The organism is Pantoea sp. B9002 (assembly GCF_013385945.1).
Classification (GTDB): Bacteria; Pseudomonadota; Gammaproteobacteria; order Enterobacterales; family Enterobacteriaceae; genus Pantoea.
Window position 1 is genome coordinate 38,125 of the sequence record NZ_JACAPA010000046.1, and the last position, 23,175, is coordinate 61,299.

Here is a 23,175-nt window from a genome sequence, read left to right on the forward strand (position 1 = left end):
TTTATTCCTTAGCGCGCGCAATATCGCAAACCGCTTGCAGATACGCCTGCACGCCCAGCGCCACATCAGCGGTTTGTACCGATTCCGCCGGATGATGGCTGATACCGCGATGGTTGCGTACAAACAGCATGCCAACCGGCCAGCGCTCGGCGATAGCAATTGCATCGTGTCCCGCGCCGCTCGGCAGCGACAGGCTGCGCCCTTGCACGGTTTCTACCGCGTGGCTCAGCGCCTGCTGCAACCGCGCATCACAGGCGGTGGCGGCAATGTGGTAATACTCGTTGGCGCTGAAGGTTAAGCCGCGACGCAGCGCAATCGCCTGCGCCTGAGTGAGCAGCGTGGAGAGTAAACGCTCCAGCGGCTCATCCTGCGGACCGCGCACGTCGAGCGACAGCTGCACTTCACCGGGGATCACGTTGACCGCGCCCGGCAAGCAGCTCAGCGTGCCGACGGTCGCCACCAGCTGGGGATCGTGCTCCTGCGTGATGTGCTCAATAAACACCATCCATTCGGCGGCAGCGGCCAGCGCATCTTTACGATGCGTCATCGGCACGGTGCCCGCGTGGCCGGCTTCACCGATAAAACTGCAATTCAGACGACGCGCGCCGTTGATCGCCGTGACCACGCCAAGCGCCAAATCTTCCTGCTCAAGGCACGGACCTTGCTCGATATGCAGTTCCAGATAGGCGGCGATCTCATTGACCTCACGCGCCGCGTCGAGAATTTTCGCCGCATCGAAACCGACATCCTGCATCGCTTCCGCCACGGTGATGCCGTTGCCATCCGGGTGCGTCACCCAGCTTTCCGGCCAGCTGCCGGTAATGCCACGGCTGCCGAGCAGCGTAATGCCGAAACGCGTGCCCTCTTCGTCGCCGAAGCCGACAATCTCAATCGCCAGCGGCAAACGCTGCTGCCTATCGTGCAGCCACTGCACGGTTTCAATCGCACTTAACACGCCGAGCATGCCGTCGTAGCGACCGGCGTTGCGCACCGTATCCAGATGCGAACCGAGCAGCAGCGCCTGCGCGCCCGACTGCGCCGCTTCGTAGCGACCGCAAATGTTGCCCACCGCGTCCTGCCACGTCGTCATGCCCGCGGCCTGCATCCATTCGCCGACGCGCGCGTTGGCACGCAGCTGTTCCGGCGACAGATAAACGCGCGTCAGGCCATCTTCGCTTTCGCTGATCTCAGCCAGCGCATCACAGCGCGCCATGACGCGAGCGGCGGCGATCTGCGCCTCGCTGGCGGTCATCAGGCTTTTATTCATGCGCGGCTCCCGTAAAGATCCCACGCCGCCTGCATCCCCGCGCCTTGCGTGGTGCGGAAGCCAACATGATTCAGCACCGCTTCCAGCGCGCTCAGGGTTTGCATCACGCAATCTTTACGCGCGTTGTAGCCCATGGTGCCGATGCGCCACACTTTGCCGTGCAGCGGACCAAACGAAGTGCCGATTTCGATACCGAAATCTTCCAGCACCAGCTTGCGCACCTGATCGCCATTCACGCCCTGCGGGATCACTACGCCGAGCACGTTATTCATTTTGTGTTGCAGATCGCCAAAGGTTTCGAGGCCCATGCCCTGAATGCCTTTCAGCAGCGCATCGCCGTGCAGCTTGTGGCGCGCGATGCCGTTATCTAATCCTTCTTCCATCATCAGACGCGCACATTCACGCGCGCCAAACAGCGCGGTGGTGGCTTCGGTGTGGTGATTGAGGCGTTCCGGTCCCCAGTAATCCATGATCATGCCAAGATCGAAATAGTTGGAGTAGATCATCTCGTCGTCGCCATCCTGATGATCGGCGGTGCGGATGCCCTCTTCCACGCATTTGCGCTTGCGGATCACCGCTTCCATCTGCGGGCTCAGCGTGATTGGCGACGTACCGGACGGTCCGCCAAGGCACTTCTGCATGCCAGCCGACACCGCATCCAGCCCCCACGCATCAGTTTCCAGCGCGTTACCGCCGAGCGACGCGGTGGCATCGGTGTAGAACAGCACGCCATATTTCTGGCAAATTGCGCCCAACGCTTCCAGCGGCTGCAGCATGGTGGTGGAAGTATCGCCCTGCACCGTCAGCAGCAGGCGCGGCTGCACTTTTTTGATCGCGTCTTCAATCTGATCCGGCGTGAACACTTCGCCCCACGGCACTTCGATGGTGTGCACTTCGGCGCGGCAGCGGCGGGCAATTTCACACAGCAGATGACCGAAACGGCCAAACACCGGCACCAGCACTTTGTCGCCCGGACGGATCGCCGACAACAGAATCGCTTCGATACCGGCGCGTGAAGTGCCGTCGATCAGCATCGTCCAGCGGTTTTCAGTGCGGAATACGCCACGGTACAGCGCCATCACTTCGTTCATGTAGTGCGTCATCGCCGGATCGTACTGGCCAATCAGCTGGCTCGACATGGCGCGCAGCACGCGCGGATCGGCGTTGATCGGGCCCGGTCCCATCAACAGACGCTGTGGCGGATTGATTTGCGAAAATTGGCTGATATCCATGTTGTATTCCTTAAAGAAAGCTTAGAGGCGGACCGTGGAGATAAACTGCTTCAGCTCCGCAGTTTGCGGATTGGCGAACAGCGTTTTGCTGTCGCCCTGCTCCCAGACGCGCCCCTGATGCATAAAGACCACGCGATCGCCCACGTCGCGGGCGAAGTTCATTTCATGGGTGACGAGAATCAGCGTCATGCCTTCGGCGGCCAGCTGCTCCAGCACTTTTAGCACTTCGCCGACCAGCTCGGGATCGAGCGCGGAGGTGATCTCATCACAGAGTAAAACTTTGGGCTGCATCGCCAGCGCACGGGCAATCGCCACGCGCTGCTGCTGACCGCCAGAGAGATTGGCCGGATAGTAATTGATGCGCTCACCGAGGCCGACTTTCTCCAGCATCTGCGTTGCCAGCGCACGGCATTCGGCTTCGCTTTTCTTCAGCACGCGGCGCGGCGCCAGCATCACGTTTTCCAGCGCCGTCATGTGCGGGAACAGGTTGAAGTTCTGGAACACCATGCCGACCGAACGGCTGATTTCACGCGCCTGCGATTCGCGGTCGGTAATCGTCATACCGCCGAGTTTGATGCTGCCTTCCTGATAGCCTTCCAGCCCGTTCATGCAGCGCAGCAAGGTACTTTTACCCGATCCGCTGCGGCCGATAATCGAGATCACTTCGCCGTGATCGACGTCGAGATCGACACCTTTCAATACGTGGTTGTCGCCGTAGTACTTCTGTACCTGATTAATGGTGATGAGCGGCATTGAATTTTTTCTCCAGGTACTGGCTGTAACGCGACAGCGGATAACACATCAGGAAGTAACCGAGCGCCACCAGGCCAAACACCTTGAACGGCTCATACGTCACGTTATTCAAAATGGTGCCGGCTTTGGTCAGCTCGACGAAACCGATAATCGAGGCCAGCGCGGTGCCTTTAATCACCTGCACGGCAAACCCAACCGTAGGCGCGATAGCGATGCGAATCGCCTGCGGCGCGACCACGCGAAACAGCGTTTGACCAAACGTCAGGCCGAGACAGCGCGACGCTTCCCATTGCCCTTTTGGCAGGGCGCGAATGCTGCCGTACCAGATATCCACCAGAAACGCGCTGGTGTAGAGCGTTAAGGCCAGTGAGGCGGCGGTCCAGGGCGCGACATCGATGCCGAACAAGCCGACGCCGAAGAAGGCGAGGAACAGCTGCATCAGCAGCGGCGTGCCCTGAAACAGCTCGGTGTACGCGCGCACAAAGCGCATCGGCCATTTACGTTTCAGCAGGCGCATAAACAGCAGCGGCAAGGTCACCAGCGTGCCGCCAAAAAACGCCACCAGCGAGAGTAAAATTGTCCAGCGCGCTGCCAGCAGCAGGTTGCGCAGGATGTCCCAGTCGGTAAAAGTCGTCATGCCGGCTGCGCTCCCAACCATTTACGTCCCAGCGCCAGCAGCAGTTGGCGCATGGCAATCGACAACGCCAGATAGATCAACGTGGTCACGAAATAGACTTCAAAACTCAAAAAGGTGCGCGACTGAATCAGGTTGGCGGCGAAGGTCAACTCTTCGTACGACACCTGCGACACCACCGACGAGCCGAGCATCACAATGATGCATTGGCTGACCAGCGCCGGATAAATGCGCTGCAGCGACGGCGGCAGCACCACGCGGATAAAGGTTTGCGTGCGGGTCAATCCCAGCACGCGCCCCGCTTCCCACTGCCCGCGCGGCGTCACCTGAATCCCGGCGCGAATTATTTCAGTGCTGTACGCACCAAGGTTAATCAACATCGCCAGCAGCGCGGCTTCGCCCGCCGTCAGTTTCAGACCCAGATTGGGCAAACCAAAGACGATAAAAAACAGCTGCACCACAAACGGGGTATTGCGGATCAGCTCGACGTACACGCCCCAAATGCGGCTCGCCCAGCTCGGTTTGCCGCTGCGCAGCGCCGCGCCGAGAATACCGAGGCTGACACCGCCCACGGTGGCGAGCACGGTGATCTGAATCGTGACCCACAGTCCGGCCAGTAACTCTGGCCAGTGCGGCCAGAGATCGGCGAAGTTAAGTTGCGCCATGCTTTATGCGCCGAGGTTGGCTGGCAGCGGCGCTTTCAGCCACTCTTCCGACAGCTTGTTCAGCGTGCCGTCTTTGATGCCCTGCTCAATCAGCGCATTCACTTTCTCTTTCAGCGCCGGCTCATCTTTTTTCAGGCCGATGTAGCACGGTGAATCTTTCAGCATGAACTGGGCAACCGGCGCTTTTTCGGCGTTCTGACGCGCAATCGCCGCCACCACCAGGTTGCCCGTCGCAACGTACTGCACTTGTCCGGAAAGGTAGGCCGACAGCGTGGTGTTGTTATCTTCATAACGCTTCACCTGCGCCTCTTTCGGGGCGATATCGCTTAACACCATGTCTTCAACCGCACCGCGCGTGACGCCGATGGATTTACCGCTCAGCGCCGCCGCATCTTTCAGCGTTTCGCCCTTCGGACCAAATACGCCGAGGAAGAACGGCGCGTAAGCGCGGGTGAAATCGATCACTTTCTCGCGCTCAGCGTTTTTACCCATGCTGGAGATCACCAGATCGACTTTATCGGTTTGCAGATACGGCACGCGGTTAGCACTGGAAACGGGCACCAGCTGCAACTTCAGTTTCATCTGTTTCGCGAGGTACTTGGCCATATCGATGTCGTAGCCCTGCGGCTGCAAATCGGTACCAACCGAACCAAACGGCGGGAAGTCCTGCGGAACCGCCACGCGGATCACGCCGCGCTTCTGAATATCCTGCAGCTGATCGGCCATCGCACTCCCGACCTGCGCCATCAGCAATGCCGCGCCCGCTACCGCTAATAATACTTTTTTCATTATGCACCCCGGTGAGTTTACGTGAAACAAAAGATTCTTGATGAATCATTCTGCAACTAATGTGCCAACCGCAGTGCCGCGAGAAGAAAGAGGAAAAAACGGGGATTTACCGCATTGAAGGCAGCAAAAACGGGCATTGCGCCCGTTGGAATGAACGATCAAAAACAGTGCAATGCACCACAATGGCGCCCGTTAACGGTGTTCCAGCTCGTCGAGATGCTGATAAAGATCGGCAATTTGATGGATGCGCTGACGGCCCTGCGACAACATTTCATGCAGCAACGCATTCGCCAGCAGGTTAATCAGGCTCATGGCGGAGGCGTAGCTATCAAAGGCGGACACGCTGTCGAGTGGCGCGCAAAGCTGCCAGCGCGCTAAGGTGATAATGCCCTGCGCCTGCGGCTCACACAGCGCCAGCACCGGGATGTTGCTTTGCTGCAGCTGCTGCATCAGCGGACGAATGATGCGTGGACGGCGGCGAAACGCCATCACCACCACGATATCGTCGGGCGTGATATCCACCAGCTCTTCGCCCAGCGTCTGGCCCGGCTGCGGCAGCACATGCACCTGCGGACGCGCCTGCATCAGCTGCTGACGCAGGTGCAGCGCCACCGGATAGGCGTTACGCATGCCGATGATAAACACCCGTTTCGCCGCACCCAGCGCGCTAATCACCTCGCCAAACTGCTGTGGATCGATGCTGTTGACCCACTGCGTCAGGTTGGCCATCTCCTGCTTATAGTGGCGCGACAGCAAGGTGTTGCCCTGCACCGCATCGCGGTTGTCGGTGAGCGGCATGCCGCTCTGGCGCAGGATGCGCAGCTCGTCGCGCATATCCTTATATTTCTCGTAACCGAGACGCTTGAACAAACGGCTGACCGTGGCCTTCGACACGCCGCTCAGCCGCGCCAACTCGGCGCTGTTGTAGCTGATCAGGTCATCAAAATGGTCAAACACGAAGTCGGCAATGCGCTGCTCCTGCGGCGACAGTTGCGGATAGTGACTACGGAGGCGTTCATCAAGTTGTTTCATCATCGGTCCTGTAACTTTCGTTTCATCACAAGCTAGCATAAATCGATCCAGATTGATGTCCGACCAAAACTGGAACAGCTCTTGCTTAGATTTATGCAGTATTTGCAGATATTCACGAATTCGCACATTCCGTAGCGGCGCAATTTATTGCGCGATAAATCGCGCCGCTACGGAATGTGCGGTGATTAAACAGAGTGTTTAAAGAGAACAAGAGAAAAAATCACTATGATACAGAGCAACATGGCGCCGTTAGGCATGGCCGTTACGCCACATCATCTCGCCAGCGAAAGCGCCTTAGCCGTACTGCGCGAAGGCGGCAATGCACTGGAAGCGATGGTGGCCGCCGCCGCAACCATCGCCGTGGTTTACCCGCACATGAACGGTTTGGGCGGCGACGGCTTCTGGCTGGTGGTACCGCCAAACGGCGATCCCATCGCCATTGACGCCAGCGGCGCAGCCGGTTCACTGGCGCATCTCGATTTCTATCACGGCGAAACACATATTCCGCATCGCGGCCCCAAAGCCGCCTTAACCGTGGCGGGCACCGTCAGCGGCTGGCAGGAAGCGTTGACGCTGGCGCAGGAACTCGGCGCTACACCGCTGCCATTAACCCGCTTGCTGCACGATGCGATTCGCTATGCCGCCGACGGCATTCCGGTCACCGCCTCGCAAGCCGCCGCCACCGCCGCCAAACAGCACGAGCTGCAGCATCAACCCGGTTTTGCCGCCACCTTTTTACCGGACGGCAGCGTGCCAGTTGCCGGCAGTCGCTTCACCCAACCGGCGCTGGCGAATACGCTGAGCATGCTGTGCGATCACGGACTCGAGAGTTTTTATCGCGGTGAACTGGCGCACCATCTGGCGCGCGAAATGACCGCGCTGGGAATGCCAATCACGCTGGAGGATTTGCAGACTCACCAAGCCCGGCGCTGTACGCCGCTGCATCTGGCGCACAGTGAAGGCGATATCTGGAACATGACGCCGCCGACGCAAGGTTTGGTGTCGCTGGCGATCCTCGGCATTACCGATCGGCTCAATATGGCTGACGCAGATGAAGCGCAAACCGTACACCGCATCGTCGAAGCCACCAAAAAAGCCTTTGCGCTGCGCGACAAGCACATCACCGATCCGCGCCACATCGACATCGATGTGCAGAGCCTGCTGGATGATGAGCATCTCAGAACGCTGGCGGCGCAGGTGGACGATCAACAAGCCGCTGCGTGGGGCACCGGGCGCGGACCGGGCGACACCGTGTGGATGGGCGTGATGGACAGCAGCGGATTGGCCGTTTCGTTTATCCAAAGCGTCTATCACGAATTCGGCAGCGGCGTGGTGCTGCCCGGCACCGGCATCACCTGGCAAAACCGGGGTGCCGCTTTCAGCCTGCAACCCGACCATTTGCTGGCGCTGCAGCCGGGCAAACAGCCGTTCCACACCCTCAATCCCGCCGCCGCGCGTCTCAAAGATGGCCGCACCATGGTGTACGGTTCGATGGGCGGCGACGGCCAGCCGCAAACCCAGGCAGCGATTTTCACCCGTCACGTGATTCAGGGGCATCCGCTGCAACAGGCGGTGAGCGCGCCGCGCTGGCTGCTGGGTCGCACGTGGGGACAATCATCCGATTCGCTCAAGCTCGAAGCGCGCATCGCGCCGGAAACGGTGCAGCAGCTGCGCGCGCTCGGCCATGAGGTTGAACTGCTAGCCGATTTCAGTGAAGTGGTCGGCCATGCGGGCGCGATCGTCAGACACAACAATGGCATGCTGGAAGGCGCGTTCGATCCGCGCAGCAACGGCAGCGCCGCCGGTTTCTAACGGAGATTATTGATGAGTTCACAACCGGATTGGGCCACCTATATCGCCCAAATGGAGCAGATTCTGGCGCTGGAGCTGGATGATGCGCGCCGCGCCGAGCTGCTGATGCAGTTCAACCGCATCGCCGCGATGGCCGAGCCGCTGATGGCGCTGCCGCTCGACGATCGGCTGGAAGTGGCGGGAGTGTTTCATCCATGAAACTGTCATCTTTATCGATTAACGCCCTGCAGCACGCGCTGAGCCAGGGCGAGATCAGCGCCCGCGATATCGCACAAACTACGCTGGCGGCGATTGAACAGCATAATCCTGCGATCAACGCCTGGACTGAAGTCACCGGCCAGCGCATGCTGCGCGAAGCCGATCAGATCGATCAGCAGCGCCAGCGCGGCGAGACCTTACCGCCGTTGGCCGGGATTCCTTACGCAGTGAAAAACCTGTTTGATGTCGCCGGACACAGCACTTTAGCCGGGGCCAGCCTGTTCAGCGAACGGGCGGCGGCACGCGAGGATGCGTGGGCGGTAAACAAACTGCGTCAATCTGGCGCGCTGCTCTCCGGCATGTTGAATATGGATGCCTATGCGTACGGCTTCACCACCGAAAACACTCATTACGGCGCGACGCACAATCCGCGCGATTTAACCCGCGTGGCGGGCGGATCGTCCGGCGGTTCAGCGGCGGCGGTGGCGGCGGGTTTGGTGCACTTCTCGCTCGGCAGCGACACCAACGGCTCGATCCGCGTGCCCGCATCACTGTGTGGTATCTTCGGTCTGAAACCGACCTTTGGCCGCCTGTCGCGTAGCGGCAGCCATCCGTTTGTCGCCAGCCTCGATCACATCGGCCCATTTGCCCGTTCGGTTGAAGATTTGAGCCTGGTGTACGACACCTTGCAAGGTGCTGATGCCAGCGATGCCTTCCAGGCCGCACAGCCCGTCTCGCCAGTCAGCGCGGGGCTCAGCAAGGGCGCAGAGGGCGTGCGCAGCGCGGTACTCGGCGGATTCTTCTCAACCTGGTGCAGCGATGAAGCGCGCGCCGCCGTGGCGGTGGCGGCTAAAGCACTGCAGGCAATCGACGAAGTGACTTTGCCGAATGCGGAGATCGCACGTTCGGCGGCCTTTATCATGACCGCCGCAGAAGGCGGCAATCACTATTTGCCGATGCTGCGCACGCAGCCGGAGCAGTTCGAGCCCAACTCGCGTGAGCGCCTGCTGGCCGGTGCGATGCTGCCCTCGGCGTGGTACGTACAGGCCCAGCGTTTCCGCCGTCACTTCCAGCAGCAGGTGCTGCCGCTGTTTGAGCAGTTCGATGTGCTGATTGCGCCCGCCACGCCCTGCACCGCCACCACCATCGGCCAGGAAACCATTCACATCAATGGCCAGGATTTGCCGACGCGCGCCAGCATGGGCATGCTAACCCAGCCGATTTCCTTCCTCGGCTTACCGGTCTGCACCGTGCCGCTGCAAACCGCCAGCGGCTTGCCGATAGGCTTGCAGCTGATCGCCGCACCGTTTAAAGAACATCTGGCACTGCGCGCCGCCTGGGCGCTGCAACAGCAAGGGCTGACGCTGCCACAAACTACCTTAATGGATGCCTGAAGATGACACCTGAACATATCGATCGCCCGGCCATTCTCGCCGAAGTCACCGCCGCCTTTTACCGCTACGAGCAAGCGCTAATCAGCAATGATGTGGAGGTGCTGGATGAGCTGTTCTGGCACGACAAACGTACCGTGCGTTTGGGCGCGGGGGAGAATTTGTATGGCATTGATGAGATTCGCGCTTTTCGCGCTGCGCGGCCGTCGAAAGGATTGGATCGCACGTTGCGTAATACGGTGATCACCACCTTTGGCGATGACTATGCGGTGTGCAGTACGGAGTTTACGCGTGAAGGCGTGGAGAAGATTGGACGCCAGCAGCAGACGTGGGTGCGATTGCCGTGCGGCTGGCGGATTGTCGCGGCGCAGGTGAGTTTGATGAGTTAAGTTGGGTGCGGTTTGTCCCTCACCCTAACCCTCTCCCGCACGCGGGAGAGGGAATGATTAGGTGGTGTGATTTGTTGAATCGGGGCGGGAGAAGGTTGGGATGAGGGGCTAAACGCTCGGTGCCGGATGCGTCTCGATCCAGTGATCGGCGATTTGCTGCCGCGTACACACCCACACATCTTCATGCTGCTGAATGTGATCAAGGAAGCGCTGCAAACCTCGAAATTTCCCCGGACGTCCCAGCAAACGACAGTGCATGCCAATCGACATCATCTTCGGCGCCGTTTCGCCCTCTTCATACAGCACATCAAAGGTGTCGCGCAGGTAGGTGAAGAACTGCTCCGCGGTGTTGAAGCCCTGCGGCGAGGCGAAGCGCATGTCGTTGCACTCCAGCGTGTAAGGGATGACCAGATGCGGTTTAACCGTGCCGTCCTGACAGGTGACCTGCGTCCAGAACGGTAAATCGTCGCCGTAATAGTCGCTGTCATAGCTAAAGCCGCCCTGCTCGACCACCAAACGTCGGGTGTTTGGGCTGTCGCGGCCGGTGTACCAGCCAGTTGGCGCTTTGCCGAACAGGTCGGTTAACACGTCCACCGCCTGCTGCATATGCTGGCGCTCGGTTTTGGCATCCATCGCCTGATAGTGGATCCAGCGCCAGCCGTGGCTCACCACGTCGTAATCCGCCGCTTTAATCGCCTCGACGATGTCCGGATGACGCGCCAGCGCCATCGCCACGCCAAACACCGTTAGCGGCAAACCGCGCTTTTGAAACTCATTGTGGATGCGCCAGAAACCGGCGCGCGAGCCGTATTCATACAGCGAATCCATCGACATATGACGATCGGCATAGCTGGCCGCGCCGATGATATCGGAAAGAAACTGCTCGGAACCGGCGTCGCCATGCAACACGTTGTTCTCGGCACCCTCTTCGTAATTCAGGACAAACTGCACCGCGACGCGCGCTTTGTCCGGCCACTGCGCATGCGGCGGGTTGCCAGCATAGCCGATCAGATCGCGCGGATAGTTTTTGTTGAAGCTGTACTCTTTCTTTCCAGATACATCATTCATTCTGTAAGTTCCTGTCGCTCAACCAGTGGTTAGTTTAGGTGCTGAAATGCCCCGCTGAGCGGTTTTTCGAGTGGATAATCGAGATCGCCGTGCTTGCTGGTGCCAAAGCCTAGCGCCACCAGCGACTCCACCATTTTTACCGCGGCGCTGACGCCGTCGATTACCGGCATGCCCAGCTCTTTGGTGAGATCCTGCGCCAGCGTAGCCATACCGCCACAGCCCAACACAATCGCGCCGCTGCCATCTTCGCGTTTGGCCTGCATGCAGCGCTGACGCACTTTTTCCTGCGCCACGCCGCTGCCGTCTTCCAGCGCCAGCACCGGCAGATCGATGGCGTGCAGCGCGGCACAATGGTGAGTGAAGCCATATTGCTGCAGCAGATGGCGCGCAATCACCAGCGTGCGCGGCAAGGTGGTGACAATCGAAAAGCGCGTCGCCACCAGCGTGGCGGTGTGCATGGCCGCTTCCGCGATGCCAATCACCGGGCCGCTCGCCAGTTCGCGCGCCGCCAGCAATCCCGGATCGCCGAAACAGGCAATGATATGGCCGCTCACGCCTTGCTCTTTGCCGCGTTTCACCTGCTCCAGCACGCCAATCGCCGCGATGGCTTCATCAAAATGACCTTCAATCGACTCCACGCCGTGAGTCGGGCACACCGCCAGAATCTCGGTGCCCGGCGCGGCGACGGCGCGCGCGGCGGCACCCATGGTTTCCGTCATCGCTAAGCTGGTATTGGGATTGATGACCTGAATCAGGCTCATGATGCCGCTCCTTTGTTACCGGCAAATAACCGGGTGAAATCAGGCAAGGTTTCGCCGCTGCGCTCAAAGTGCAGGCTGGCAACAATGTGTTCGAAGTGATGCTGCAGCGCCGCCGTTAACCCCGGCAGATCTTTTTGCCGCAGCAGATCCACCAGCCGATCGTGATGATCGCAACGGCAGCCGCGCTGCCACGGTGCACCGTAAGCGGCAATCACCAGCGATGAACGCTGCGTGAGACGCGTCACCATATCGGTGAGCACTTCGTTACCGGAGATCGCCTGCAGCTGAATATGAAAGGCGGCGGAGAGACGAATCGCCGCGGCACCATCGTGCTGGTCGTGTGCTTGCTGCTCTTCTTCAATTAACACGCCAAGTGCCGCTAAGTGCGGCGCCTGCACGTGGCTCAATACCGCCGGCAAATTGGCGCACTCTAATAAACTGCGGGTGGCAAAGATGTCGCGGGCTTCATCAACACCCGGCGTCGCCACCTGTGCACCACGTCTGGGCGACAAAGTGATCATTTGCACCGCGGCGAGGCGTTGCAGCACCTTACGAATGCCGGTGCGGCTCACGCCGAAGACGTCCGATAAAGCTTCTTCCGGCAATTTACTGCCCGGCGGCAGTTGATGCTCAACGATGGCGGTAAGCAGCGCCTGATAGATAGGTTCATCGCGATCGTTCAGATCGGCAGCCGTTTTCTGGCCTGTTTCACTCTTCATTACCTGCTCCGGTAAGTGACTGTGTGCTGCACATCGTATACGTGAAATTAATTTTTTGTATACAAGAAATCAATTCTGGCCTGGATCCTGCAATACCGTTTCACGCTGTGATTATTTTTCCATGATGTAGAGAGGAGCAGGTTTCATGCCAAAACATACTGAAGTGACCTCTGCGATGGTCTCTGAAGCCAACGCACAATACAGTCCACGCCTGTGTAATGAAGATCTGGCGCCGACGCGCGACCAGAACTGGTCGTGGTACAACATCTTTTCGTTCTGGATGTCGGACGTGCACAGCATGGGCGGCTATGTGGTGGCCGCCAGCTTCTTTACCCTCGGGCTGGCGAGCTGGCAGGTGTTGCTGTGCTTGTTAGTGGGCATCTGCATTGTGCAGCTGTGCGCTAATCTGGTGGCCAAACCGAGCCAGATGGCGGGTGTACCGTATGCGGTGATTTCGCGTCAGGCGTTTGGCGTGTTCGGCGCTAACATCCCAGCGATTATTCGTGGGCTGATCGCTTTTGCGTGGTACGGCATCCAGACTTATCTGGCGGCTAACGCGCTGATGCTGGTGCTGCTGAAGTTCTTCCCAACCCTGGGCAGCATGACGCAAAGCAGCTGGCTCGGCTTATCTCAATTGGGTTGGTGCTGTTTCGGTGTGATGTGGTTACTGCAGGCGATGGTGTTCTGGCATGGCATGAGCGCGATCAAACGCTTTATCGATGTCGCCGGTCCGGCGGTGTACGTGGTGATGGTGGCGCTGGCGGGCTGGATTGTATACAAAACCGGTTTCAACGGCATCTCCTTCACGCTGGCCAGCAAGCAGTTGAGCACCGGCGAGCAAACCTGGCAGATGATTACCGCCACCGCGCTGGTGGTCTCCTACTTCTCCGGTCCGCTGCTGAATTTTGGTGACTTCTCGCGTTACGGTAAAAGCATGGGCGAAATTCGTCGCGGCAACCGCTGGGGCTTACCGTTCAACTTCCTGCTGTTCTCGATTGTCACCGTGGTGATTGTCTCCGGTACGCAATCGCTGTTCGGCAGAATGATCACCGATCCGATTGAAACCGTCAGCATGGTGGGTAACGACGTGGCGGTTGCGATTGGCCTGCTGACCATGATTATCGCCACTATCGGCATTAATATCGTGGCGAACTTTGTCTCGCCGGCATTCGACTTCTCTAACTGCTCACCGCAGAAAATCAGCTTCCGCACCGGTGGCATGATTGCCGCAGTGGGTTCAGTGTTACTGACGCCGTGGAACCTGTTCCAGTCGCCAGAACTGATTCACTACACGCTGGATGTGCTGGGCTCGTTCATTGGGCCGCTGTTTGGCATCCTGGTGGCCGATTTCTATCTGATCAAACGCAGCAAAGTCTACGTTGATGACCTGTTTGATGACACGCCGAAAGGCCGTTACTGGTATCGCGGTGGCTTCAACCCGAAAGCGATTGCTGCGCTGCTGCCGTCGGTGGGCATTTGTCTGGTGATCAGCTTTATTCCTTCACTGCATGCGGTGGCGAACTTTAGCTGGTTTATCGGCGTGGCGTTGGGTGCGGGCTGCTATCGCTGGCTGGCGCGCGCTGACCGCGAAGAGTCTGTGGCGGCGTATCGCGCGACGGTGGCGGTGCAGAAGGATTAAGTTGGTAAGGGTCGCCATGAATGGCGACCCTACGGCAAATGTGTAGGATTTGGAAAAAGCAAAAAGCCGATGCATTTCTGCATCGGCTTCTTTAAATAGATTGGCGGAACGGACGGGGCTCGAACCCGCGACCCCCTGCGTGACAGGCAGGTATTCTAACCAACTGAACTACCGCTCCGCGCTTTGTTCCCCGTCGAGAACGAGGCGCATATTAATAGCAGCTTTCACACCCGTCAACGCTTTTTCTGTGGGAATGTTTCGTTTGGCGCTTTTTTCAGCTTAACGTCGATTTTGCACGCAGAATCAGCCGTTTTATACGCGCCACAGGCAGCTTCCGCCCTTCTTCTGCACTAAATCCAGACGACCTTCGTGCGCAACTATCTCTTCATCGCTGGCGCTGACCACGCGCAGACCTGAACTCGGACGTACAATGCGCTGAATGTTCTCACCGCCGCCCTGATTGTTCTGTTCACCGTCCAGAGAAAATGCCAGCGAGGTTTGACCGCCGGTCATCATCAGGAACACTTCGGCCAGAATCTCGGCATCGAGCAGTGCGCCGTGCAGCGTACGCTTGCTGTTATCTATCTCATAACGGTTGCACAACGCATCGAGGCTGTTGCGCTTGCCGGGATACATCTTACGCGCCATCGCCAGGCTATCGGTGATCTGGCAGAAGGTTTCGGTTTTGCCGATATCCCGCTTCAGCATGCCGAATTCGTAATCCATAAAGCCGATATCGAACGATGCGTTATGGATCACCAGCTCCGCGCCACGGATGTATTCAAGGAATTCGTCGGCGATATCCGCAAATATCGGCTTATCGGCGAGGAATTCATCGGCGATACCGTGAACGCCGAACGCTTCCGGATCCACCAGCCGATCGGGCTTCAGATACATATGGAAGTTGTTGCCGGTCAGGCGACGGTTGATCACCTCAACCGCACCAATTTCAATGATGCGATGTCCTTCATAATGCACACCGATCATGTTCATGCCGGTGGTTTCAGTATCGAGGACGATCTGGCGGTTATTTGCAGTGCTCATAGGACTCGTTTTATGTCAGACTTGGCGTTTTGTCAGAAGGAAGTCTACCAGAGATGCGCAAACAGGTAGAAATATTCACCGATGGATCTTGCCTGGGTAATCCCGGCCCCGGCGGTTATGGCGCCATTTTACGTTATGGTGCGCATGAAAAAGAGTTCAGTACAGGTTATCGCCTCACCACCAACAATCGCATGGAAATGATGGCGGCTATTGTGGCGCTCGAAGCGTTAAAGCAGCCGTGTGACGTGGTGATCAGCACTGATAGCCAATATGTGCGTCAAGGCATCACCAGTTGGATCCATAACTGGAAGAAGCGCGGCTGGAAAACCGCCGATAAAAAACCGGTGAAAAATGTCGATCTGTGGAAACGCCTCGATCTGGCGCTCAGCAACCATGAAATTAAGTGGGAATGGGTAAAAGGCCACGCTGGGCATCCGGAGAACGAACGCTGCGACGAACTGGCGCGCAGCGCGGCGGGAAATCCTACTCAGGATGATATCGGTTATCAGGTTGAATCCTGATCCTTCACTTCACGAAACTGGCGCGTAACGTTAACGGTTTGCCGTAGCTGGCTTTGACTCAGATTCTTCTTCATTTTGGTGGGCGTTAACGGGAACGTACGTTTACGTGCCACCACAATGTTCAAACAACCGAGCGCCGGCAAATGCGCGCTGATCACTCTGCCGCCCTGCCGATGCCACGGCACCACCTGAAAACGGGTGCGGTAAACCACTTCATAATTCAGCAGGCCCAGCCAGTCGAGCAGCCGCACCTGGCTGAACATCCGTCCACTCCACGGCGCGCGCGAGTGCAAACCCGGAATGCCTTTGCTAATCCCTAATAGACTGAAAGGATTGAAGCCGCTGATGATCATCCAGCCATCATCGATCAATACCCGATCCACTTCGCGCAGCACGCGGTGCGGATCCTGACTCCACGCCAGCGTGTGCGCCATTAAACAGGCATCAACTGATTTAGATTCAAAGGGTAATTGTGTGTTATTGGCGATAACCTGCAACTCATCGCCCTCAATGCCCACATTCACCTGATGCGATATGGCACACTGGCTGGTGTTGATTTCTGCGCTGAGGCTGCCAATTTTAAGCATATGAAAGCCATACAGCTTGCCGAGATAAGGCTGCAGTTGCTGAGTGAGTGCGTCGCGAAAATAGTCTCCCATTGGCATATCGCGCCAGGAGCGCGGTGCAGTCAGGATTTGGCGTGTTTTAGCCGGCTTCATGCTCTACCATTTTCCTTTTTCTACGACCTGAGAGGTGTTTATGAATCTTACCAGCATTCCCGCATTGCAGGATAACTACATCTGGACACTGACGGACGATGACAATAGGTGTTTGATTGTCGATCCCGGCGAAGCACAGCCGGTGCTGGATAAAATCAGGGCCAATCGTTGGCAACCCGTGGCGATTTTGCTGACGCATCATCATCACGACCACGTTGGCGGCGTGGATGAACTGTTGCAGCACTATCCCGATGTGGCGGTTTTCGGTCCTCAGGAAACTGCAGATAAAGGGGCGAAGCGTATTGTGGCCGAAGGTGATGAATTTACTCTGCTTGGGCTAAATTTCCGTGTCATCGCAACACCCGGTCACACTTTAGGACATATCTCATATTTCAGCTCCCCTTATCTTTTCTGTGGTGACACGATGTTTTCTGGCGGCTGCGGGCGTTTATTTGAAGGCACTGCAGAGCAAATGTTCGAGTCATTTCAAAAACTTAATCAGCTGCCTGAAGAGACTCTCGTTTGCTGCGCGCATGAGTACACTTTATCCAATATGAAGTTTGCTGCGGCTATTCTGCCCCATGACCCTAAAATTTTGGCAAGGTATCAGCAAATTAAGGACTTACGCGCAGAAAACCGCATTACTTTACCTACAAAACTGGCCTTAGAGCGGGAAATAAATTTATTTTTACGCACACAAGATGCTGATTTACAACGGGCTTTAGGCACTAATGTGTCATCGTCAGCGTTATGGCAAACTTTCGCCGATCTACGCGAGAAGAAAGACCGCTTTTGATTTTTGAGGTTGTGTTGTGGTGGACCGTCACGTATAGTTGCTCGTCTTTTAAGCGAACTATTGACACACACATGAAGGCTAAAGCGATCTTACTCGCCTCGGTCTTGCTGGTAGGATGTCAGGCATCAAGGAATGACGCCAATATCCCCGTACAGCATGCCCAGAGTCTGTCTTCAGCTGGTCAAGGTGAAAATGGAAAGTACGGAGATCGATTGTTGTCGCCGCGATGGCAGGATGATGGAACAAGCCTCGCAGAAGATACTGATCTCTGGAATCACATTAGTGACGAGTTGAAGATGGGGATTCCGGAAAACAGCCGGATCCGCGAACAAAAAACAAAATTTTTAAAAAATAAGAGCTATCTCCACGATGTAACATTACGGGCAGAGCCGTACATGTACTGGATAGTCGAGCAGATACAGAAACGTAAAATGCCGATGGAACTGGTACTGCTACCCATAGTGGAGAGCGCTTTTGACCCACACGCAACATCTTCTGCGAATGCCGCCGGCATCTGGCAGATTGTTGCACAAACGGGCAAAAACTATGGTTTGAAACAGAACCAATGGTACGACGGACGCCGCGATGTGGTGGCCTCGACCAAAGTAGCGCTGGACATGATGCAGCGTCTGAACGGTATGTTTGACGGTGACTGGTTATTGACCATCGCCGCCTATAACAGCGGTGAAGGACGTGTGCTGAAGGCGATGAAACAGAATAAGGCGCGCGGTAAGCCGACTGACTTCTGGAGTTTATCGCTGCCCCGCGAGACCACGGTTTACGTACCTAAAATGTTGGCCTTGAGTGAGATTCTCAAGAACAATAAGCGTTACGGTATCAAACTGCCGACCCCGAACGAGAGCCGTGCTTTAGCTCGCGTAGAAGTGGGACAGCAGATTGAACTGACACAGGCCGCCGATATGGCCGGTATGTCTCTCAGCAAGCTGAAGACATTTAATGCCGGTTATAAAAATGGCGCCACTGCGCCAAATGGACCGCATTACATTATGGTGCCTAAGTCCAACGTTGCTAAGTTGCGCGATTCACTGGCTTCCGGTGATATCGCTTCCGTGCAGCCTACCGAGATGGCGAAAGTCAGCGCGGCAGGAAATAGCTACACGGTACGCAAAGGCGACACCTTGTCTGGTATTGCCAGCAAGCTTGGCGTTAGCGTCAGTGCACTGAAACAGCAGAACAATCTGCGCAGCGCTTCAGTTCGTACCGGTCAAACGCTGACCGTAAGCGGCAAAGCGAGCACGCAATTGGCTGATAACGGCAACAGCATCACCTACCGTGTACGTAAGGGTGATTCTTTTGCCAGTATTGCTAAACGTCACGGTGTGAACACCAAAGACGTTATGCGCTGGAACAGTGATGCTAAAGACATTCAGCCGGGCGACAAGCTCACACTGTTTGTGAATAATAGCGCAACACCTGATACCTAATGCCCCGAAAAGGCTGACTTTTGTCAGCCTTTTTCATTTTCTGCTTCTGCTAAATTCTGCCTATTGCCTGTTCAGACACTGACTTGCCCTTCGCACTATTATTTTCAGCTGAACGTTGTGACAGTTACGAGGCGGGAGCTCGAGCGTATTAGCTTAACGCTCGATACCGTAAAGAGAGTTGAACTCAACCAGCAGCGGATTATGGTCTGATGCGCGCGTCACCAGCACAGAAGCTTCACTGACCTTCATATCGCGGTAGAAGACGAAATCCAGTGGGCGCCCAAAAGCTTTTCGACGATGGTCATCGGTGAAGTTCACCTCACGTAAAGACATCTCCCGCGCAAAGCGATACAGCGCATTCATTCGTTGACGGCTCCAGGCGTTGAAATCCCCTGCCATGATCACCGGTCCGCGATGATGCTGAATCTGTTCGCCAATCGGCCCCAGCTGTTTGCTGTAGACATCGACACCGAGACTGAAATTGACGGCGTGGATATTCACCACCATCAGCATTTCGCCAGTGGGCAACGGATATGCCGTGACCAGCGCAGATTTGGCCAAACGCAGCAGCGGCTCACGTTCACGTAGTGGGCAGCAGTACACAGGATGCGCAGATGCCAACGTCATGACGCCAGAAGGATGTTGCGGTAAGACAAAGGCTGGCACCTGATCGGCCGCGAGATAGTTACTGGTGGCGAATTTGACCAGTTCGGGCGTGGCCTGCGCCTCCTGTAGCAGAACAAGATGGGCATCTTTGCCAAAACCCTGCAGCACCGACATCCAGTCTGCACGCTGTTGTTTGAAGATATTCCAGACTAAAACTCGCAGTGTCGGATCGGCTGGCAAGGGCGCGCCAGGCGGTAATGCCTGCCCAGGATGCAGCATTGCCCCCGGCGGAAAAATCCGCTCTGCTGGCTGACCTGCTACATAACGCATTGAATAAGTTTTTTTCCGCACTTTCCCGCCTGACTGGTTTACGACTCGTACTTCACCTGACTGTTATAGGGATTTTAGCGCGGGGTTTCAATTGGTGTTCTTGATTGTCGGAATTCGCCTCACAGCATACCAATGCAAAAGCCTGCCAGCTGGCAGGCTTTTGTGCGGGTTATTCCATCGCAATCGCAGTTTGAGGTTTATCGAGTTGGCCACTCAATCGCACCAGCAGCAGCGCGCCAAGTACAATCACCGCACCGACCCACGGCGTTTGCGCCAGTCCATAATGTTCAACAATATAACCACCTACCGTTGAACCCAGAGCAATGCCGATATTGAAGGCCGCGATATTCAGACCTGATGCAACATCTACCGCGCCTGGCGCATAGTGTTCTGCTTTCTGCACCACATAAACCTGCAAACCCGGCACGTTAGCAAAGGCGAAGATGCCCATAATTAACACTGTCGCCACTGACATAAAGTGCATGCTGGCGGTGAACTGGAACACCATCAGCAGAATGGCCAGCGCCATAAAGATCAGTGTCAAAGCAGGAACCGCGCCACGGCGATCGGCCAGCTTGCCGCCCCAGATATTACCGATGGCGACCGACACACCATAACCCAGCAGAATCATGCTGACTGCGGTAGGTGAAAAGCCAGCCAGCGACTGCATCATTGGCGCAAGGAAGGTGAAGGCAGTAAATACGCCTCCATAACCCAGCGCAGTAATCGCATAGATCAGCAGCAGACGTGAATTGATCATCACGCGTGCCTGCTGGGTCAGCGTTGTTGCCGGTGGCTGAGCAATGTTACGCGGGATAAGCAGTTGGCTTGCCACCAGAGCGATCACACCCAGCAATGACACAGCCAGGAAACTTTCACGCCAGCCAAAGTGTTGCCCGATGAGCGTACCCAGCGGCACGCCAGTCACCAAAGCTACGGTTAAACCACCAAACATAATGGCAATGGCACTCGCCGCCTTCTCTTTACTCACCAGGCTGGTCGCAATCGTCGAGCCGACAGAGAAGAACACACCGTGCGCCAGGCCGGTAAGCAGCCGGGCAATGACCAGCGTTTCATAGTTTGGTGCCAGCCAGGCAACCAGGTTGCCAACGGTGAAGAGCACCATCAATCCCATTAATAATTGCTTGCGCGCTAACTTACCGGTCAAAGCAGTTAACACCGGTGCGCCAACGGCAACACCCAGAGCGTAAATAGAAACCAGCATTCCAGCGGAAGGCAGCGTAATACTGAGTTGTTCAGCGATGGTTGGGATCAGACCGACAATAACAAATTCTGTCGTTCCGATCGCATAGGCGCTGATAGTCAGCGCCCAAAGTGCAAGTGGCATGATTAACTCCCATTAAGGTTTTGATGGGCGTTAGTATTGCCGCATGCTTTAATGACAAAAAGATGCAAAGTGTAAATAGACTTTTGCTTTTGGAGGGATAATGAAGGCATCGTCAGATGAGCTTAAGGTGTTTATCGCTGTAGTGGAGAGCGGCAGCTTTAGTCGCGCTGCAGAACAGTTGCAGATGGCTAATTCAGCGGTGAGTCGCACGGTTAAAAAACTGGAGAATAAGCTGGGTGTCGCGCTCTTAACGCGTACTACGCGTCAGCTAGCGCTCACTCATGAAGGCGAGCATTACTTTCGCCGCGTGCAAAAGTTGATGCAGGAGATGTCAACCGCCGAGAGCGAGTTGATTGAACGTCAGCTAGCGCCTCAGGGCGTACTGCGTATTGATGCTGCTACACCCGTGATTCTGCATCTATTGTTACCGATGATTAAACCGTTTCGTGAGCGCTATCCAGATGTCACGTTATCGCTGATCTCGTCGGAGAGCTTTATTAACCTCATCGAACGTAAAGTCGATGTGGCGATTCGCGCTGGCAATTTGACGGATTCCACGTTGCGCGCTCGTCTGCTCTTTATTAGCTATCGCAAATTAGTGGCCACACCGGCTTATTTGGCGAAATATGGCGTACCAGTAGCGGCAGCTGATTTAGCGCAGCATCAATGCCTTGGCTTCGTTGAAACGCCACGCTTAAATCGCTGGCCTGTTGCAGATGAAGGTGGCGATCTTTATGACATCACGCCGGGTATGTCATCTAATAGCGGCGAAACGCTCAAACAGCTAGTGCTAGGCGATCAAGGTATCGCGTGTTTATCAGATTTTATGGTGGATAAAGAGATAGCGGATGGCACTTTTATTGAACTGCTTGCTGAACAGCGCGTTCCAGTTGAGATGCCTTTTAATGCGGTCTATTACAGTGACTTGGGAGTTAGCCAACGCGTCAGGGCGTTTATCGATTTTCTAAGTGAATGGGTTAAAGATCAGCCCTGGCGAGTGCAGGGCTGAAAAGGGAAGCAGTGATTAATCCCAGTGTGGTGCCAGACCTTCAGGACTCACTAAGCGCTGCTGACGATCCAGCGCGGCAATATTTGCCATATCTTGATCGTCTAGCTGCAGATCAACCGCTGTCATGTTGCTCGCCAGGTTCTCACGCTTGGTTGATGAAGGGATCACCGCGTAACCTAACTTCATCGCCCATGCCAGAACAACCTGTGCCGGAGTAGCTTTGTGCTTCTGTGCAATGGTATTAATTACCTCATCCTTCAGCGCTTCTCCATAAGCCAACGTCATGTAAGAAGTGATGTGAAGACCATTCTTTTCTGCGAAATCAACCACCTGACGATTCTGCAGGAAAGGATGCAGCTCAATCTGGTTAGTCGCAATATTTTCCACGCCAACTGCGTCAATCGCCTCTTTCATCAGGGCAATGGGAAAGTTTGAGATACCAATTTGACGCGTCAGGCCTGCTTCTTTTGCTGCCATCAATGCCAACATGCTCTCTTTCACCGATACCGCCGATCCCGGAGAAGGCCAGTGGATCAAGGTGAGATCGACATAATCGGTACGCAGCTTTGTAAGGCTCTCTTTCAAGCTGGGAATCAACTTCTCAGCCGAAAGATTCTCGATCCAGATTTTAGTGGTAACGAACAAATCGTCACGTGCTACGTCACTCTCAGCGATCGCCTGACCCACAGCCGCTTCATTTTCATAGATTTGCGCAGTATCAATTGTGCGATAGCCAAGTTCCAACGCAGTTTTAACTGAATGGATTACTACGTCGTCTTGCAGACGGAAAGTACCTAAACCAAAGGCGGGGATTGTCATGATTTCCTCATCGTATAGCGTTATGTTTCGATGGGAACTATTGTGGCAGGTTTATTGTTGCTGAAAAATCCGCTTATAAGCAGAAGAATTTTGATTTTTTATCAACAATAATGACAAAATTGCAGACATGAAAAAGCCCTGACTTTTCAGTCAGGGCTTATCAATTAAGTGGCGGAACGGACGGGGCTC

The 23,175-nt window shown here is 56.1% G+C and carries 23 protein-coding genes, 1 tRNA gene and 1 pseudogene; 9 read left to right on the forward strand and 16 right to left on the reverse strand.

The window, feature by feature from the left end:
- Position 1: 1 nt before the first annotated feature.
- The 7 genes from hpxK to hpxU all read right to left on the reverse strand — a co-directional run bounded on the left by hpxK (position 2) and on the right by hpxU (position 6,372).
- A complete protein-coding gene (gene hpxK, locus HX773_RS20520; RefSeq protein WP_176973069.1) occupies positions 2 to 1,267 on the reverse strand; it encodes an allantoate amidohydrolase in 1,266 nt (421 codons plus the stop codon).
- Complete coding sequence (locus HX773_RS20525) at positions 1,264 to 2,499, reverse strand: alanine--glyoxylate aminotransferase family protein (protein ID WP_176973070.1); 1,236 nt, start codon at positions 2,497 to 2,499, stop codon at positions 1,264 to 1,266. The genes hpxK and HX773_RS20525 overlap by 4 nt, the downstream gene beginning before the upstream one ends.
- Before the next feature lie 21 nt (positions 2,500 to 2,520).
- Complete coding sequence (locus tag HX773_RS20530) at positions 2,521 to 3,252, reverse strand: amino acid ABC transporter ATP-binding protein (protein ID WP_101762541.1); 732 nt, start codon at positions 3,250 to 3,252, stop codon at positions 2,521 to 2,523.
- Positions 3,233 to 3,889 (reverse strand): amino acid ABC transporter permease, encoded by a 657-nt coding sequence (locus HX773_RS20535; RefSeq protein WP_176973071.1) that lies wholly within the window; start codon positions 3,887 to 3,889, stop codon positions 3,233 to 3,235. The genes HX773_RS20530 and HX773_RS20535 overlap by 20 nt, the downstream gene beginning before the upstream one ends.
- On the reverse strand, positions 3,886 to 4,551 hold the full coding sequence (locus HX773_RS20540) for an amino acid ABC transporter permease (protein ID WP_176973072.1): 666 nt from the start codon (positions 4,549 to 4,551) through the stop codon (positions 3,886 to 3,888). Before HX773_RS20540 ends, HX773_RS20535 begins: the two co-directional genes overlap by 4 nt.
- A gap of 3 nt (positions 4,552 to 4,554) precedes the next feature.
- The gene (locus HX773_RS20545; RefSeq protein ID WP_097094836.1) at positions 4,555 to 5,340 is read right to left on the reverse strand and encodes a transporter substrate-binding domain-containing protein; all 786 of its coding nucleotides are present in this window, start codon (positions 5,338 to 5,340) and stop codon (positions 4,555 to 4,557) included.
- Between the two features lie 192 nt (positions 5,341 to 5,532).
- Complete coding sequence (gene hpxU, locus HX773_RS20550; protein ID WP_101762543.1) at positions 5,533 to 6,372, reverse strand: MurR/RpiR family transcriptional regulator HpxU; 840 nt, start codon at positions 6,370 to 6,372, stop codon at positions 5,533 to 5,535.
- A gap of 225 nt (positions 6,373 to 6,597) precedes the next feature.
- Between hpxU and HX773_RS20555 the strand changes: the two genes are divergently transcribed.
- The 4 genes from HX773_RS20555 to hpxZ are packed head-to-tail and all read left to right on the forward strand — an operon-like array spanning position 6,598 to position 10,162.
- Positions 6,598 to 8,184: a gamma-glutamyltransferase family protein gene (locus HX773_RS20555; protein WP_176973073.1), complete on the forward strand. Its 1,587-nt coding sequence runs from the start codon at positions 6,598 to 6,600 to the stop codon at positions 8,182 to 8,184.
- A gap of 12 nt (positions 8,185 to 8,196) precedes the next feature.
- On the forward strand, positions 8,197 to 8,382 hold the full coding sequence (gene hpxX / locus HX773_RS20560) for an oxalurate catabolism protein HpxX (protein WP_176973074.1): 186 nt from the start codon (positions 8,197 to 8,199) through the stop codon (positions 8,380 to 8,382).
- Positions 8,379 to 9,776 (forward strand): AtzE family amidohydrolase, encoded by a 1,398-nt coding sequence (locus HX773_RS20565; RefSeq protein WP_176973075.1) that lies wholly within the window; start codon positions 8,379 to 8,381, stop codon positions 9,774 to 9,776. Before hpxX ends, HX773_RS20565 begins: the two co-directional genes overlap by 4 nt.
- A gap of 2 nt (positions 9,777 to 9,778) precedes the next feature.
- The gene (gene hpxZ / locus HX773_RS20570) at positions 9,779 to 10,162 is read left to right on the forward strand and encodes an oxalurate catabolism protein HpxZ (RefSeq protein WP_176973076.1); all 384 of its coding nucleotides are present in this window, start codon (positions 9,779 to 9,781) and stop codon (positions 10,160 to 10,162) included.
- Between the two features lie 108 nt (positions 10,163 to 10,270).
- Here hpxZ and puuE read toward each other — a convergent pair whose 3' ends face one another.
- Genes puuE through HX773_RS20585 form a run of 3 tightly spaced genes read right to left on the reverse strand, consistent with a single transcriptional unit; the run spans position 10,271 to position 12,710 of the window.
- Entirely contained in the window at positions 10,271 to 11,230 is a 960-nt protein-coding gene (gene puuE, locus HX773_RS20575) for an allantoinase PuuE (RefSeq protein ID WP_176973077.1), read from the reverse strand.
- 29 nt (positions 11,231 to 11,259) lie between these two features.
- A complete protein-coding gene (gene hpxA, locus HX773_RS20580; RefSeq protein WP_176973078.1) occupies positions 11,260 to 11,991 on the reverse strand; it encodes an allantoin racemase in 732 nt (243 codons plus the stop codon).
- Positions 11,988 to 12,710 carry a GntR family transcriptional regulator gene (locus HX773_RS20585; protein WP_176973079.1) on the reverse strand — a complete coding sequence of 241 codons (723 nt, stop codon included), beginning with the start codon at positions 12,708 to 12,710 and terminating at the stop codon, positions 11,988 to 11,990. The genes hpxA and HX773_RS20585 overlap by 4 nt, the downstream gene beginning before the upstream one ends.
- A 145-nt stretch (positions 12,711 to 12,855) precedes the next feature.
- Between HX773_RS20585 and HX773_RS20590 the strand changes: the two genes are divergently transcribed.
- Positions 12,856 to 14,349 (forward strand): NCS1 family nucleobase:cation symporter-1, encoded by a 1,494-nt coding sequence (locus tag HX773_RS20590; protein ID WP_176973080.1) that lies wholly within the window; start codon positions 12,856 to 12,858, stop codon positions 14,347 to 14,349.
- Positions 14,350 to 14,450: 101 nt separating this feature from the next.
- On the opposite strand, the gene HX773_RS20595 is transcribed toward HX773_RS20590, so the two are convergent.
- Positions 14,451 to 14,527, reverse strand: a tRNA-Asp gene (locus HX773_RS20595).
- Positions 14,528 to 14,661: 134 nt separating this feature from the next.
- Positions 14,662 to 15,393: a DNA polymerase III subunit epsilon gene (gene dnaQ / locus HX773_RS20600; RefSeq protein ID WP_176973081.1), complete on the reverse strand. Its 732-nt coding sequence runs from the start codon at positions 15,391 to 15,393 to the stop codon at positions 14,662 to 14,664.
- On the opposite strand from dnaQ, the pseudogene rnhA reads away from it, so the two are divergent.
- Positions 15,347 to 15,914 (forward strand): annotated as a pseudogene (gene rnhA, locus HX773_RS20605) (ribonuclease HI). The gene dnaQ and the pseudogene rnhA sit on opposite strands and share 47 nt — an antisense overlap.
- On the opposite strand, the gene HX773_RS20610 reads toward rnhA, so the two are convergent.
- Complete coding sequence (locus tag HX773_RS20610; protein ID WP_176973083.1) at positions 15,899 to 16,633, reverse strand: class I SAM-dependent methyltransferase; 735 nt, start codon at positions 16,631 to 16,633, stop codon at positions 15,899 to 15,901. The pseudogene rnhA and the gene HX773_RS20610 overlap by 16 nt on opposite strands.
- A 40-nt stretch (positions 16,634 to 16,673) precedes the next feature.
- On the opposite strand from HX773_RS20610, the gene gloB reads away from it, so the two are divergent.
- Positions 16,674 to 17,429, forward strand: a complete 756-nt coding sequence (gene gloB / locus HX773_RS20615; protein WP_176973084.1) for a hydroxyacylglutathione hydrolase — start codon at positions 16,674 to 16,676, stop codon at positions 17,427 to 17,429.
- Positions 17,430 to 17,500: 71 nt separating this feature from the next.
- The gene (mltD, locus tag HX773_RS20620; RefSeq protein WP_036620368.1) at positions 17,501 to 18,874 is read left to right on the forward strand and encodes a murein transglycosylase D; all 1,374 of its coding nucleotides are present in this window, start codon (positions 17,501 to 17,503) and stop codon (positions 18,872 to 18,874) included.
- A 153-nt stretch (positions 18,875 to 19,027) separates the two neighbouring features.
- On the opposite strand, the gene HX773_RS20625 is transcribed toward mltD, so the two are convergent.
- On the reverse strand, positions 19,028 to 19,831 hold the full coding sequence (locus HX773_RS20625) for an endonuclease/exonuclease/phosphatase family protein (protein ID WP_176973085.1): 804 nt from the start codon (positions 19,829 to 19,831) through the stop codon (positions 19,028 to 19,030).
- Positions 19,832 to 19,979: 148 nt separating this feature from the next.
- Positions 19,980 to 21,158 (reverse strand): MFS transporter, encoded by a 1,179-nt coding sequence (locus tag HX773_RS20630; RefSeq protein ID WP_176973086.1) that lies wholly within the window; start codon positions 21,156 to 21,158, stop codon positions 19,980 to 19,982.
- Positions 21,159 to 21,258: 100 nt separating this feature from the next.
- On the opposite strand from HX773_RS20630, the gene yafC reads away from it, so the two are divergent.
- Positions 21,259 to 22,167, forward strand: a complete 909-nt coding sequence (gene yafC / locus HX773_RS20635) for a DNA-binding transcriptional regulator YafC (RefSeq protein ID WP_176973087.1) — start codon at positions 21,259 to 21,261, stop codon at positions 22,165 to 22,167.
- Positions 22,168 to 22,182: 15 nt separating this feature from the next.
- Here yafC and dkgB read toward each other — a convergent pair whose 3' ends face one another.
- Positions 22,183 to 22,986, reverse strand: coding sequence for a 2,5-didehydrogluconate reductase DkgB (dkgB, locus tag HX773_RS20640; protein ID WP_176973088.1), 804 nt, complete (start codon positions 22,984 to 22,986; stop codon positions 22,183 to 22,185).
- Positions 22,987 to 23,175 lie beyond the last annotated feature (189 nt).

Coding starts and splice junctions, on each gene's coding strand:
- HX773_RS20565 (WP_176973075.1), top strand. CDS start 8,379: ATGAAACTGTCATCTTTATCGATTAACGCCCTGCAGCACGCGCTGAGC.
- HX773_RS20590 (WP_176973080.1), top strand. CDS start 12,856: ATGCCAAAACATACTGAAGTGACCTCTGCGATGGTCTCTGAAGCCAAC.
- HX773_RS20555 (WP_176973073.1), top strand. CDS start 6,598: ATGATACAGAGCAACATGGCGCCGTTAGGCATGGCCGTTACGCCACAT.
- gloB (WP_176973084.1), top strand. CDS start 16,674: ATGAATCTTACCAGCATTCCCGCATTGCAGGATAACTACATCTGGACA.
- HX773_RS20535 (WP_176973071.1), bottom strand. CDS start 3,889: ATGACGACTTTTACCGACTGGGACATCCTGCGCAACCTGCTGCTGGCA.
- dkgB (WP_176973088.1), bottom strand. CDS start 22,986: ATGACAATCCCCGCCTTTGGTTTAGGTACTTTCCGTCTGCAAGACGAC.
- HX773_RS20585 (WP_176973079.1), bottom strand. CDS start 12,710: ATGAAGAGTGAAACAGGCCAGAAAACGGCTGCCGATCTGAACGATCGC.
- hpxZ (WP_176973076.1), top strand. CDS start 9,779: ATGACACCTGAACATATCGATCGCCCGGCCATTCTCGCCGAAGTCACC.
- puuE (WP_176973077.1), bottom strand. CDS start 11,230: ATGAATGATGTATCTGGAAAGAAAGAGTACAGCTTCAACAAAAACTAT.
- HX773_RS20530 (WP_101762541.1), bottom strand. CDS start 3,252: ATGCCGCTCATCACCATTAATCAGGTACAGAAGTACTACGGCGACAAC.
- hpxA (WP_176973078.1), bottom strand. CDS start 11,991: ATGAGCCTGATTCAGGTCATCAATCCCAATACCAGCTTAGCGATGACG.
- HX773_RS20545 (WP_097094836.1), bottom strand. CDS start 5,340: ATGAAAAAAGTATTATTAGCGGTAGCGGGCGCGGCATTGCTGATGGCG.
- yafC (WP_176973087.1), top strand. CDS start 21,259: ATGAAGGCATCGTCAGATGAGCTTAAGGTGTTTATCGCTGTAGTGGAG.
- HX773_RS20525 (WP_176973070.1), bottom strand. CDS start 2,499: ATGGATATCAGCCAATTTTCGCAAATCAATCCGCCACAGCGTCTGTTG.
- HX773_RS20610 (WP_176973083.1), bottom strand. CDS start 16,633: ATGAAGCCGGCTAAAACACGCCAAATCCTGACTGCACCGCGCTCCTGG.
- hpxU (WP_101762543.1), bottom strand. CDS start 6,372: ATGAAACAACTTGATGAACGCCTCCGTAGTCACTATCCGCAACTGTCG.
- HX773_RS20540 (WP_176973072.1), bottom strand. CDS start 4,551: ATGGCGCAACTTAACTTCGCCGATCTCTGGCCGCACTGGCCAGAGTTA.
- dnaQ (WP_176973081.1), bottom strand. CDS start 15,393: ATGAGCACTGCAAATAACCGCCAGATCGTCCTCGATACTGAAACCACC.
- hpxK (WP_176973069.1), bottom strand. CDS start 1,267: ATGAATAAAAGCCTGATGACCGCCAGCGAGGCGCAGATCGCCGCCGCT.
- mltD (WP_036620368.1), top strand. CDS start 17,501: ATGAAGGCTAAAGCGATCTTACTCGCCTCGGTCTTGCTGGTAGGATGT.
- HX773_RS20630 (WP_176973086.1), bottom strand. CDS start 21,158: ATGCCACTTGCACTTTGGGCGCTGACTATCAGCGCCTATGCGATCGGA.
- hpxX (WP_176973074.1), top strand. CDS start 8,197: ATGAGTTCACAACCGGATTGGGCCACCTATATCGCCCAAATGGAGCAG.